Raw genomic sequence first — 12980 nt, 5'->3', positions numbered from 1 at the left:
CAGAGAGACTGTCATGCGCAAACTGATTATCGAGCCATTGACCAAAGAAGCCTTTGCCCCGTTCGGTGACGTGATCGAAACCGATGGCAGTGCTCACTTCATGATCAACAATGGCTCGACACAGCGCTTTCATCGTCTGGCCGAGGTGCAGACCGCCACGCCTGACGACAAGGCAATCATCAGCATCTTTCGCGCCGAGGCGCTGGACATGCCGTTGACCATTGCCATGCTGGAGCGCCATCCGCTGGGCAGCCAGGCTTTCATACCGCTGCTCGGCAACCCTTTTCTGATCGTGGTCGCGCCACTTGGCGATGCACCTGATCCAGAGCTGACCCGCGCCTTCATTTCCAATGGCAGGCAGGGTGTGAATTACCATCGCGGCGTCTGGCACCATCCGGTGCTGACGATCGAAAAGCGGGATGACTTCCTGGTGGTTGATCGCAGTGGAACCGGCAATAACTGCGATGAGCATTTTTTTGAAGAGAGCCAGTTGATGGTGCTCGACCCCAACCAATAGGAAGGCCTGATACCCCCATCCGGGGGGTAAAGGCACTAAGGAAATACCATGCTGGCACATTTGATGGAATGGCTGAATCTGGGCGTACGCTGGATTCACATGATTGTGGGCGTGGCGTGGATCGGCGCGTCTTTCTACTTTGTCTGGCTGGAAAACAACCTCAACCGCTCCAATCCCCGTGAAGGCCTTTCAGGAGATCTCTGGGCGATTCATGGTGGCGGTATCTATCACCTGGAAAAGTACAAGCTCGCGCCACCGACCATGCCCGAGAACCTGCACTGGTTCAAATGGGAAGCCTATTCGACCTGGCTGTCCGGGGTCGCGCTGCTGTGTGTGGTGTTCTACGCCAACCCGACCCTTTATCTGCTTGCGCCGGGCAGCAGCCTTTCGCCTGCCGCGGGCGTGCATATCGGCCTGGGTTCCCTGTTTGTCGGCTGGTTCGTGTACAGCTTTCTGTGCGACTCGGCCCTGGGCAAACGCCCTGCGCTGCTGGGGGTGATCCTGTTCGTGTTGCTGGTAGCGGCGGCCTACGCCTTGAGCCAGGTATTCAGCGGCCGTGGGGCTTATCTGCATGTGGGCGCCATCATGGGCACCATCATGGTCGGCAACGTGTTCCGCATCATCATGCCCGCCCAGCGCGCCCTGGTGGCGGCCATCGCCGAGAACCGCACACCGGACCCAAGCCTGCCTGCCAAGGGCCTGCTGCGTTCGCGGCACAACAACTATTTCACGTTGCCGGTGCTGTTCATCATGATCAGCAACCATTTCCCCAGTACCTATGGCAGCCAGTACAACTGGCTGATCCTGGCGGTGATTGCCTTGCTGGCCGTGCTGGTGCGTCACTACTTCAATACCCGGCATGACAGCCACCGGTTCTTCTGGACCTTGCCCTTCGCAGCGCTGGGCATGATCTGTCTGGCCTATGTCACCGGCCCCGCGCAACCGCCAAAGCCCCACGACGCCGCCCACATTGAATACCAGCCACTGCCCGGCACTGCCGTGGGCGGCTACAGGGCTGACGAAAAACGCCCCGAACCGGTTGCCGCACCTGCCCCCGCAGAAACGCCCAAGGTGGCCGGGATAGCGTTCGCCAAGGTTCATGAAGTCATCAAGCAACGCTGCACCGTCTGCCACTCGGCCAACCCCACCAGCAACCTGTTCAGCGCCGCGCCTGCGGGCGTGATGTTCGATACGCCCGAGCAGATCCAGCTACTGGCCCCGCGCATCAAGGCCCAGGCCATCACCGCCCCGATCATGCCGTTGGGCAACATCACCCAGATGACCCAGCAAGAGCGGGACATGGTGGGCGCCTGGATCGATCAAGGGGCCAGTGTTCGTTGAACGCTCTTCGCGAATGAATTCGCTCCCACAGGGTTGATGCCTCCCACAAAGTGATTTAACCCAAGACACGAAAAACGCCCCACTTTCGCCGCTCGTGCTCCGCTCTGGAGCACTTGAGCTGGCTCTCGCCACCCAGTATTCTCCGCCGCCGCTTTAAAAGCCGCCCATTGCCAGGCCTGAACTGAAATTGTCCGTTCAGTCAGGTCCTGCATCCCGGAAAAACCATCGGAAACCGGCCATTACCAAGCATTTCAGGTATCCGCGTGGCTTTTTCACGGGGTTGGCTCAGCTTTTGCTAAATCACGAAGCTGACCACGCAGACAATTTATTACAACCAGAGAAACGGCGTCACACACAGAACGCCGACCTCGAAACCACTATCGATCTCAAGGGAGCACCCGCATGAACCGTACTTTTTCCAGCCTGTTACTGGCCGGTAGTCTGCTGGCCGCAGGCTCGGCCACGGCCGGCGATCTGTTGCAATGGCAGAGCAACAGCCTGACCTACCTCAACGGTCGGGACTTCACGGTCAACCCGGAAATTCAACAGACCTTCACCTTCGAACATGCGGATGGCTGGAAATACGGCGATAACTTCTTCTTCGTCGACAAGATTTTCTACAACGGCAAGAAAGACGCGAATAGCGGCCCGAACACTTACTACGGCGAGTTCTCGCCACGCCTGTCGATGGGCAAGATCTTCGGCCAGAAGTTTGAGCTGGGCCCTATCTCGGACGTGCTGCTGGCAGCAACCTATGAGTTCGGTGAAGGCGATAACGAGTCTTACCTGATCGGTCCGGGCTTTGACCTGAATATCCCGGGCTTCGATTACTTCCAGCTGAACTTCTACCAGCGCCAGACCGAAGGCAATCGCCCGGGTGATGGCGTATGGCAGATCACGCCGGTATGGTCCTACACCATTCCAGCGGGCAAATCCGATGTGGTCATCGACGGCTTCATCGACTGGGTCGTGGACAACGACAAGAACGCCCGTGGCACCTACCACGCCAACCTGCACATCAACCCGCAGATCAAGTATGACCTGGGCAAGGCGCTGAACTTCCCCGAGAAAAAACTCTACGTCGGTATCGAATACGACTACTGGAGCAACAAGTACGGCATCAAGGACACCTCTTCCTTCGATACCGACCAGAACACTGCAAGTCTGCTGGTCAAAGCGTTCTTCTGATCACCTTCAGACACCGGCGAGGCTGCACTGCGGTGCCGCCTCGCCAGCGCTGAACAACCTGAATTGTTTTTTCACATATCGTTGACCGGCCATTGACCTGTCGCCCCCTAATCTGCGGTCCTGTCCTCCCCTTGTGACGGCGACCCGCCTTGAATAGCCCACCCCGATACAACCCGCTGGCCATTGCCGGTCACGCTGGCTACAGACACCTTGCCCACTACCCCAAAGCGCTCTGGCTATTGCCCTTGATGCTGATGGCTGTCTGGCTGAGTACCTGGCTGTTGAAACCCTCAGGCCCGGTCGACCTTGCACAGGGCCACAACCTGCGCAAAGCCGGTGTCATGGCTCACTGGGCCAAAGGTGATCTAGTGATTCTGGTGCGCCATGCCGAGCGTTGCGATCACTCGACCAATCCCTGCCTTGGAGCGCGTGACGGCATTACGCGCAAAGGCCAGCAGGTCGCTCAGGAACTGGGCAATTCGTTCAGAACACTCGATCTGGCCCATACGGACATTTTCAACAGCCCACTGCTGCGCACGGCCCAGACCGCAAGTTTTGCATTCAAAGGTGCAAGCATTCCTCAGGACTGGCTGGGCAACTGTCGCCACACCATGCTGGAGGACATGCAGCGACACAAAGTCGATCAGCGAAACATGGTGCTGGTCACTCACAGCGAGTGCTTCAACCAGTTGGAGAAGTCGCTGAAAGTCTCGGCACGCACCGTGCCCGATTATGGCAGCGCGTTGTTCGTGACCATTGATCCCAAGGACAGAAGCGCCAGGGTTCTGGGCTTTCTCGATGCTCAGGACTGGAAGTCCGTCATACCGCAACATCCATAAGCCACCAGGAAATCCGGCACGTGAATACTTCCAGAAAGCGCTTCTACTTGATGAATGTCGGCCTGCCTCTGTTGCTGGCGGTTCTGGTCTTTGTCGTCTTCGACCTGACCGAACTGGATGTCACCCTCAGCAACCTGTTGTACGACCCGGTTACCCAGGCATTTCCGTTCCAGCATGACCGTTTTTTTGAAAACCTGACCCATCGCTGGCCCCGGATCATCCCGGACTGGACAGGCGAGCTGGCAATCATCGGTGCCGTGCTTTCATTTGTCTGGCCGCTGTTCAAACCCGATAGACATCAGCGCCTGATTGCAGCTCTGGAGAGGTTTCACCTCGCCGCAGGGCTCAGGTTTCTTGCACGTCACCGCCGTGACTTCATCTTCGTCATGGTTGCCTTCGCGATCACCACGGCCATGGTTCACTACTTCAAGAGCCACACCAGTGTTTACTGCCCGGTTGAAACAACCCTGTATGGCGGCATTCAGGAAAAGAAGGAATGGTTCGAGAACTTCAACCTGCTGCATGAAGCAGGCAAAGGGCGCTGCTGGCCCGGTGGCCACGCCTCAAGCGGGTTTACCCTGTTGGCGCTGTACTTCGTCGCCCGCCGCTACCGCTGGCGACATGCCCGCAAGTTGCTGGGCTGGGTTCTGCTGCTGGGCATGGTGTACGGCACGACGCGAGTCCTGCAAGGCTGGCACTTCATGTCCCACACCTTGTGGTCCGGCATTCTGGTGTGGCTCACGATGCTGCTGACCGCCCTGTTTTTCTATGGGCGACCAGCACTTCAGGCATCACTTGAGCCGGGAAAGAATCAGCTCAACCCCGAGCCGACTTCCACACTTTGTCCACCAGAGTTACCACGACCACCAATGCTGCACCGGCAATGATTCCTGCAACGGCATCCAGCAGAGTCGGTACCACGATGGAGAAACCGCCGACAGCACCGGCTGCACTTTCGGTGATGCCTTCGACCCAGTGATGAGCGAACGGCAGGCCATGCACCAGAATGCCACCGCCGACCATGAACATGGCGGCGGTGCCGAGGATCGACAGCGCCTTCATCAGGACCGGAGCCAGCCAGAGCAGCCCGTTGCCGATGCTTTGCGAGGCGGAACTGGCGCTCTTTTTCAGATGCAGGCCCAGGTCATCGAGCTTGACGATACCCGCCACCAGCCCATAGACGCCGACGGTAATCAGCACGGCAACGATCACCAGTACGCCCACCTGATCCAGAAACGGTCGGCTTGAAACCACGCCCAGAGCCAGGACGATGATTTCCGCCGAGAGAATGAAATCCGTGCGGATGGCGCCTTTGATCCGTTCCTTCTCGAAGGCAACCATGTCCGTGGAAGCATTGCCCACGGCCTGTTTGCGCTCTTCGTGTTCCTGCCCGGCGTCAGAGTGCAGCCATTTGTGGGCAATCTTCTCGGCCCCCTCGAAACACAGGTAAGCACCACCGATCATCAACAGAGGCAGAATCGCCCAAGGCGCAAAGGCACTGATCAGCAAGGCCGCAGGCACCAGAATCGCCTTGTTGAGCAAAGACCCCTTGGCCACGGCCCACACCACCGGCAACTCACGATCGGCAGAGACACCCGTGACCTGTTGCGCATTGAGGGCCAGGTCATCACCCAGCACACCTGCCGTCTTTTTGGTGGCCAGTGCCACATCGTCGAGCAGGGTTGCGATGTCATCGAGCAGGGTCAGCAAGCTTCCAGCAGCCACAATCAATATCCTTGAACAGAATGGGAAAACAAAAACGGTGCCTATTGAATCACAGCGATAACCGCAAGACATGGCGTGTGTACGTCGATATCAGTGTCTGACCGACACAATTCGCTAACGTTTTATGCAGTGGCTCCAGCAATCAATGACCTGACCTGAACGTATGGCGCAAGTGTTGCATCGCCAAACCGGGCTTTTGATCGCTGTACCTACAACAAGGGGCTGTCATGCATATCGATTCGCAACGAGCACAGTGGTTGAAACCGACGTCTCAAGAGACGGGCGTCATCATCGTTTCCAATGCAGACCTGCCTCAGTACATCATCGATACGCTCAATACCGAAATCAGTGACTGGGAACAGGTGGCTTATCTGGTCATCAGGCAGTCGACCCAACTGGAAGAGGAATGGCTCGACGCTGAAAACCGCGCCTTCAGTGCGCAAAAGCCTTCGAGCTGCGAAGCCAATGGCTTGTTGAGTTCGATTCCCAAGAGCTGCCATCTGCTGGATGTGGAAGCCAGCCATCGGGCGCATCTGTCCTGGCTGGGTTCGGTGTGCGGGCACAAGCTGCACTTCTTTGAACTGGAGAAGCTGGAGGAACAGGCCCCGTCCAAGGCCTCGATGGACTCACAGGTAGAAGAGATCCTGGCGGCGACCCGGCATCTGGTGAAGAACTACCTGCAGGACCATTTCCTGTCGCCCTACTGAGCCTGTCTACATAGGGATCTGAGTGGTGGACAGCACCTGACGCAAGCCCATGAAAGAGCGGATCTGCCTGACGCCCGGCAGATACAGCAACTGCTCGGCGTGCAGCCGGTTGAAGCTCTGGCTGTCCTTGGTGCGCAACAACATGAAGTAGTCGAACTCCCCCGTCACCACATGAAACTCCATGCAGCCGGACACCTTCTGCGCTGCCGCCTCGAACTGGGCAAAGGACTCAGGGGTCGAGCGATCCAGCACCACGCCGATCAATACCACCATTCCCGCTTCCAGCGCTTCGCTGTTGAGCAATGCAACCACGCCTTTTATGACGCCCGCTTCCTTGAGCCGCTCAACACGCCTCAGGCAGGCCGGCGCGCTCAGTCTGACCTTTTCGGCCAGCGCCACATTGGAGATGGACGCATCGCGCTGAAGGATCTTGAGGATGGCCCTGTCGATCCTGTCCAGCAGCGGCGCGAGAGCGGTGTCCGGCTTTTTGCTGCGTTCATTTATTGCTTTCATATGTATTCTTGAGAAATTAAATTAGTTTTCAGTTATCCGAGACTAACTTTCATTTCTTAAATAGACAATTCTTTGCAACCACGATTGTTTATCGATTTTCTATGATAGGTCCCATCGCAGCACGTTAATGATTCCTCTCATTGGAGACTCGATATGAACCTGACCAAATTCAAGCGCTATCCCCTGACATTCGGCCCTTCGCCCATTACCCCGCTCAAACGCCTCAGCGCGCACCTGGGTGGCAAGGTCGAGCTGTATGCCAAGCGCGAAGACTGCAACAGCGGCCTGGCATTTGGCGGGAACAAGACACGCAAGCTTGAATACCTCATCCCGGAAGCCATCGAAGGCGGTTATGACACGCTGGTGTCCATCGGCGGTATCCAGTCCAACCAGACCCGTCAGGTGGCAGCCGTTGCCGCTCACCTGGGCATGAAGTGCGTGCTGGTTCAGGAAAACTGGGTGAACTACTCCGATGCGGTGTACGACCGTGTGGGCAATATCGAGATGTCGCGAATCATGGGGGCTGACGTGCGCCTGGATTCGGCAGGCTTCGATATCGGTATCCGTCCGAGCTGGGAAAAAGCCATGGCCGATGTGCTCGAGAGTGGCGGCAAGCCGTTCCCGATTCCGGCAGGCTGCTCGGAACACCCTTATGGCGGTCTGGGCTTTGTGCGCTTTGCCGATGAAGTACGTCAGCAGGAAGAGGAACTGGGCTTCAAGTTCGACTACATCGTCGTTTGCTCGGTGACCGGCAGTACCCATGCGGGAATGGTGGTCGGTTTCGCCGCCGATGGTCGTTCGCAACGGGTGATCGGCATCGATGCCTCGGCAAAACCGGAGCAGACTCGCGAGCAAGTGCTGCGTATCGCGCAGAACACCGCCAAGCTGGTAGAGCTGGGGCGTGAAATCACCGCCGATGACGTGGTGCTCGATACCCGTTACGCCTACCCGGAATACGGCCTGCCCAACGAAGGCACCCTTGATGCGATCCGTACCTGCGCCCGTCTGGAAGGCGTGCTGACCGACCCGGTCTACGAAGGCAAATCCATGCACGGCATGATCGACATGGTCCGTAACGGCGAATTCCCCGAGGGCTCGAAAGTGCTTTACGCCCACCTGGGCGGCGTACCTGCACTCAATGCCTACAGCTTCCTGTTCAAGGATGGTTGATCGGACTTAATGGCGAGTTGTGGGAGGGGCCTTGGCCGCGACGACCAATGTGAAGGCAATACATCTTCAGCGCACTTCACACAGCTGTCGCGGCCAAGGCCCCTCCCACGGGTAAACCAGCCTCTTATTGCGCAAGGCCTCAGCATTGAGCCTTGCGCGAGGCCGGTGCTACCATGCGCGCCCGCCGTGCAGGAGTCCGGTCATGAGCAGCATTCGCGAGCGCAACAAAGAACTGATCCTGCGCGCGGCCAGCGAGGAGTTCGCCGAAAAGGGCTTCGCCGCCACCAAGACCGGCGATATCGCAGCCAGGGCCGGGTTGCCCAAGCCCAATGTCTATTACTACTTCAGGTCCAAGGAAAACCTCTATCGCGAGGTGCTGGAAAGCATCATCGGACCGATCCTGCAGGCCTCCACGCCCTTCAATCCCCAAGGCGTTCCGACTGAAGTACTGAGCAGCTACATCTGCTCCAAAATGCGAATCTCCCGTGAACTGCCCTTCGCCTCCAAGGTGTTTGCCAGCGAAATCATGCACGGCGCACCTCACCTGACACCCGAACAGATCGAACAGCTGAATGGCCAGGCCCGGCACAATATCGAGTGCATCCAGGCCTGGATCGACAGCGGACAGATTGCGCCCCTGGACCCTCACCACCTGATGTTCACGATTTGGGCCGCGACGCAGACCTATGCCGACTTCGACTGGCAGATCTCGACGGTCACCGGCAAGGACAAGCTTGAGGATACGGACTATGAAGCGGCGACCCAGACCATTCTGAGGCTGGTGCTCAAAGGGTGTGAGCCGGATTGATGTGTGCGGTTTTTCGCTCAGGCCACACATCTCTGTGGGAGCGGATTTATCCGCGAGACGTCATTGAAGACGATACATTTTCTTCGGATGTATGGGCCTCTCGCGAATAAATTCGCTCCCACCACAACCAAAACCACCATCACCTTTCTCCAGAAAGCAAGAAACCCGCCGAAGCGGGTCGTTTTGCACACAATACCATCCCGACATCCTGTCAGTAGCCTCCTGGCAATGGCCGATCTTCCCTTATCGCTGCATCGATCCTTCGCTGCAGTTGTTGAATTGGATCCTACCTTTGCCATGATGGCTGGCATAGAGCCAATTGCGCCTGTTCGTGTAAGCCTTTGGCTATATGCAGCCGACGTCTAAAAAAGCGTGACTGTTGCCTCAGATTTAGTCATGTTAAGCCGACATCATGAAGATAAAGTTGAGAGTCAGCGCACGGATCTGCCTGATGACTCATAAAAAAAGAAAAAACAACGAATTAGGGTGAACATCATGAATATGCGCAGCTTATCCATCAGCCGCCGTCTCTGGCTGATTCTCATTGTTTCTGTGCTCATGCTCTTTGTGCTTGCGGCCGTCATGCTCAAGCAGATTCATGATGACCTTTACCTGGCCAAGGCCGAGAAAACCACCCATGTGGTCCAGACAGCCAGCGGTATTCTGAATTACTACCAGGGGCTGGAAGCCGCTGGCACCCTCACCCGCGAAGCCGCTCAACAGCAGGCTCTCAATACCATCAAAGCCCTGCGTTACGGCCAGAACGACTACTTCTGGATCAATGATCTGCGCCCGGTAATGGTCATGCACCCCGCCAATCCAAAACTCGATGGCCAGGATCTGTCAGGAGTGAAGGACCCGGACGGTTTTGCGCTGTTCAATGAAATGGTCGCCGTGGCCAAGAGCAAGGGTGCCGGGCTGATCCACTACCGCTGGCCAAAACCGGGCGCCAGCGAGCCGGTGAAGAAGACGTCTTATATACAGCTGTTCCAGCCCTGGGGCTGGATCATCGGCTCTGGCGTGTATGTCGATGATGTGGCTGCCGAGTTCAAGCAACAGATGTGGCAGGCCATCATGTTCAGTATCGGCATTGTGCTGGTCCTGGGCCTGCTGGTGACGGTGATTCTGCGCAGTATTGTCATGCCCTTGCGCCTGACGGTCAGTGCCATGGCCAATATCGCCAGCGGGGAAAGCGACCTGACCCGCACGCTGGAAACCCAGGGTGACGATGAAATCACCCAGTTGGGCAAGCACTTCAATGCCTTTACCGCCAAACTGCGCACTGTAGTCATGCAATTGCAGTCCTCGGCAGTAGACCTGGGTCAGGCCTCCACCGATCTGGGCAACAGCGCCGAGCAGGCTCAGGTGCGCAGCCAGCAGCAATCCCAGCAAATGGATCTGGTGGCCACTGCCGTCAACGAGGTGACTTATGGCGTGCAGGACGTGGCCAAGAACGCCGAGCACGCTGCCAGCGAAATGCGCGATGCCGAGTCTCAGGCGCAGCAGGGCCAGGTCAACATCGATAACAGCCTGCGCCAGATCGATCACCTGTCCGGCACCATCGGCCAGGCCGTGGAAGTGATGCAGACCCTGGCCAGCGAAAGCACGCAGATTGGTGGCGTTCTGGAGGTCATCAGTTCGATTGCCGAGCAGACCAACCTGCTGGCTCTCAACGCGGCCATTGAAGCGGCACGGGCTGGCGAACAGGGCCGCGGGTTTGCCGTAGTGGCTGACGAAGTACGCCTGCTGGCCCAGCGGACCCAGAAGTCCACAGCCGAGATTCAGGGCATGATCGAACGCCTGCAGCGCCACTCCGACGCAGCGGTCAAGGTGATCGGCGACAGCAGCCGCTCCTCGCAACTGACCATCGAACAGGCCAATCAGGCAGGCCAGAGCCTGACGTCCATCAGCCAGGCCTTGCGCAACCTCAACAGCCTCAATGCCTCGATTGCCAGCGCCACCCTGCAGCAATCCCATGTGGTCGATGACATTAACCAGAACGTTACTCAGGCGGCGCAGCTCTCCCAGGGCACAGCCTTGGCCGCCGAGCAGTCCACCGCTGCCAGCCAGCATCTGCGAGGCTTGAGTGAGCAGTTGAACAGTTTGCTGAAACAATTCCGCGTTTAACTCGCGATGTTCGACAGGCTGCACGGAACCTCGTGCAGCCTTTGTTGCCTCAGGCCTGTCCATTTATTGCAGGGGGTCGTATGCGCACACTGGAACTGGCAGGTCAAAGCGTCCCGGTGCTGGGCCAGGGCACCTGGCACATGGGTGAGGTCAGCCATCAGCGCTCGACGGAAATCGCTGCGCTGTGCATGGGTATAGAGCAAGGCATGACCCTGATCGACACCGCCGAGATGTATGCCGATGGCGGCGCCGAAGAAGTGGTCAGGCAAGCCATTGCCGGGCAACGCGACAAAGTCTTCGTGGTCAGTAAGGTCTACCCCTTCAACGCCAGCCGTCAGGGCATTCCCAAGGCCTGCGAAGCCAGCCTGCGGCGGATGAATACCGACTACATCGATCTTTACCTGCTGCACTGGCCGGGCGAGTACCCGCTGGGGGAAACAGTCGAGGCTTTCGAGCGCCTGCGCGAGGCTGGCAAGATCGGCAGTTGGGGCGTCTCCAATTTCGATGTGTCGGACATGATGGAGCTGGACAACCCGCGCTGCGCCACCAATCAGGTGCTGTACAACCCCGAACAGCGAGGCATCGAGTTCGACCTGCTGCCCTGGGCCAATGACCGGCACTTGCCGATCATGGCGTACTGCCCGATCGGCCAGGCAGGCGACCTGCTCTATCACCCTGCCCTGCACGAAATCGCCAATCGTCACAGCGCCACACCGGCACAGATCAGCCTGGCCTGGGTGCTGCGCCAGCCGAACATGATCGCCATTCCCAAGGCGACCAATCCGGAGCACATCCGCCTCAATGCAGAAGCCGAAAAAATCGTCCTGACAGCGCAAGATCTGGCCGATCTGGACCGTGCCTGGCCAACTCCGACACGCAAGCGGCCCTTGGCAATGGTCTAGGCTTCAAGCCTGGAAATAGCCCGCAACATTCCGTCACAAATATGTAATGACGGCTTGTCATGATGCGCGCTTGACCTCCCCGCTTCGGGCAGGCTTGCACGTGGAAAGCCATGAACCACAGCATTGCGCGGCATCAGGATTCAGACCTTTTCGGCCTGCTGTATGGATTTCGCTTCTGTCCGGGTGAGCGGGGTCGGGAAATCGACTCTGCCGCCGTCATGGATTACCTGCACAGCACCCCGGACAACGACGATTTCATCTGGCTGCACCTGAACCTGTCCCACGCGGCCTGCGAGCGCTGGATGAAAACCCATCTGGAACTGCCGGACGAGTTTTTCGAGGCGCTGAACGAAGGCTCGCGCTCGACCCGCATCGAACATATCGACTCGGCCCTGCTGGCAGTGGTCAACGATGTGGTGTTCGACTTCAACATGCTGTCGACCGATATCTCGACCCTGTGGGTCTGCACCCGCAGCCATATGTTGATCACCGCACGCCTGCAACCCTTGCGCTCCGTCGACAAACTGCGCTCGGCGGTCAAGCGTGGCGAACAGTTCCACTCGCCGCTTGAATTGCTGGCGCATTTACTGAGCGATCAGGGCGAAGTGCTGACCCAGTTCCTGCGCAAGACCAGCCTCAGCGTCGACAGAATCGAAGACCAGTTGCTGTCCCAGCGCCTGAGCAACAACCGCTCGGAACTCGGAGCCATGCGCCGGGTGCTGGTGCGCCTGCAACGGCTGCTGGCGCTGGAACCCGGTTCGCTGATGCGCCTGCTGCACCGCCCGCCGCACTGGCTGCGTGAAGAAGACATGCAGGCCTTGCGTCAATCCACGGAGGAGTCGGCTCTGGTCATCAGTGACCTGACAGCCCTGGGCGAGCGCATCAAACTGTTGCAGGAAGAAATCGCCGCCAACCTCAACGAACAAAGCAGCCGCACCCTCTTCACTCTGACCGTGGTCACGGTGCTGGCCTTGCCCATCAACATCGTCGCCGGTTTCTTCGGCATGAACGTGGGCGGTATCCCGCTGGCCTCCGATCCTGAAGGGTTCTGGATACTGGTGGCGCTGGTCGCGACCTTTACCCTGATTGCCGGTCGCTGGGCGTTTCGCAAGCGCGGGGATTACTGAGTCATGTCGATCACTT

13 protein-coding genes are annotated in these 12980 nt (G+C 58.1%); 11 read left to right on the top strand and 2 right to left on the bottom strand.

From position 1 onward, the window contains the following. Window positions 1-13: 13 nt before the first annotated feature. The 5 genes from KQP88_RS07685 to KQP88_RS07665 all read left to right on the top strand — a co-directional run bounded on the left by KQP88_RS07685 (window position 14) and on the right by KQP88_RS07665 (window position 4772). Window positions 14-517, top strand: a complete 504-nt coding sequence (locus KQP88_RS07685; RefSeq protein ID WP_200994157.1) for an ureidoglycolate lyase — start codon at window positions 14-16, stop codon at window positions 515-517. Window positions 518-565: 48 nt separating this feature from the next. Next, on the top strand, window positions 566-1858 hold the full coding sequence (locus tag KQP88_RS07680; RefSeq protein WP_216705288.1) for a urate hydroxylase PuuD: 1293 nt from the start codon (window positions 566-568) through the stop codon (window positions 1856-1858). Between the two features lie 402 nt (window positions 1859-2260). Further along, the gene (locus KQP88_RS07675; protein ID WP_200994159.1) at window positions 2261-3046 is read left to right on the top strand and encodes an outer membrane protein OmpK; all 786 of its coding nucleotides are present in this window, start codon (window positions 2261-2263) and stop codon (window positions 3044-3046) included. A gap of 149 nt (window positions 3047-3195) precedes the next feature. Then, window positions 3196-3885, top strand: coding sequence for a lipopolysaccharide core heptose(II)-phosphate phosphatase PmrG (gene pmrG, locus KQP88_RS07670; protein WP_253950564.1), 690 nt, complete (start codon window positions 3196-3198; stop codon window positions 3883-3885). 20 nt (window positions 3886-3905) lie between these two features. Then, entirely contained in the window at window positions 3906-4772 is an 867-nt protein-coding gene (locus tag KQP88_RS07665) for a phosphatase PAP2 family protein (protein ID WP_407681817.1), read from the top strand. On the opposite strand, the gene KQP88_RS07660 is transcribed toward KQP88_RS07665, so the two are convergent. Continuing rightward, entirely contained in the window at window positions 4702-5610 is a 909-nt protein-coding gene (locus tag KQP88_RS07660) for a DUF808 domain-containing protein (protein ID WP_216705287.1), read from the bottom strand. The two genes, KQP88_RS07665 and KQP88_RS07660, sit on opposite strands and share 71 nt — an antisense overlap. A 227-nt stretch (window positions 5611-5837) precedes the next feature. Here KQP88_RS07660 and KQP88_RS07655 point away from each other — a divergent pair, with 227 nt between their 5' ends. Beyond that, complete coding sequence (locus tag KQP88_RS07655) at window positions 5838-6317, top strand: transketolase (protein WP_200994161.1); 480 nt, start codon at window positions 5838-5840, stop codon at window positions 6315-6317. Window positions 6318-6323: 6 nt separating this feature from the next. Here the strand turns inward: KQP88_RS07655 and KQP88_RS07650 are convergent, their stop codons facing one another. Continuing rightward, window positions 6324-6830 (bottom strand): Lrp/AsnC family transcriptional regulator, encoded by a 507-nt coding sequence (locus tag KQP88_RS07650; protein WP_216705286.1) that lies wholly within the window; start codon window positions 6828-6830, stop codon window positions 6324-6326. 153 nt (window positions 6831-6983) lie between these two features. Between KQP88_RS07650 and KQP88_RS07645 the strand changes: the two genes are divergently transcribed. From KQP88_RS07645 to KQP88_RS07625, 5 genes are all read left to right on the top strand, one after another. Next, window positions 6984-8000, top strand: a complete 1017-nt coding sequence (locus tag KQP88_RS07645; RefSeq protein WP_216705285.1) for a 1-aminocyclopropane-1-carboxylate deaminase — start codon at window positions 6984-6986, stop codon at window positions 7998-8000. A gap of 202 nt (window positions 8001-8202) precedes the next feature. After that, window positions 8203-8808, top strand: a complete 606-nt coding sequence (locus KQP88_RS07640) for a TetR/AcrR family transcriptional regulator (protein WP_216705284.1) — start codon at window positions 8203-8205, stop codon at window positions 8806-8808. Between the two features lie 495 nt (window positions 8809-9303). After that, window positions 9304-10935 carry a methyl-accepting chemotaxis protein gene (locus KQP88_RS07635; protein ID WP_216705283.1) on the top strand — a complete coding sequence of 544 codons (1632 nt, stop codon included), beginning with the start codon at window positions 9304-9306 and terminating at the stop codon, window positions 10933-10935. Between the two features lie 80 nt (window positions 10936-11015). Next, window positions 11016-11837, top strand: coding sequence for an aldo/keto reductase (locus tag KQP88_RS07630; protein WP_216705282.1), 822 nt, complete (start codon window positions 11016-11018; stop codon window positions 11835-11837). Between the two features lie 110 nt (window positions 11838-11947). Further along, a complete protein-coding gene (locus tag KQP88_RS07625) occupies window positions 11948-12964 on the top strand; it encodes a transporter (RefSeq protein ID WP_216705281.1) in 1017 nt (338 codons plus the stop codon). The last annotated feature ends 16 nt before the right edge of the window (window positions 12965-12980 follow it).

The sequence above is a fragment of the Pseudomonas lijiangensis genome, assembly GCF_018968705.1.
Classification (GTDB): Bacteria; Pseudomonadota; Gammaproteobacteria; order Pseudomonadales; family Pseudomonadaceae; genus Aquipseudomonas; species Aquipseudomonas lijiangensis.
The sequence above is the reverse complement of the archived record's forward strand: the minus strand, read 5'-3'. Positions and strand labels throughout refer to the sequence as shown.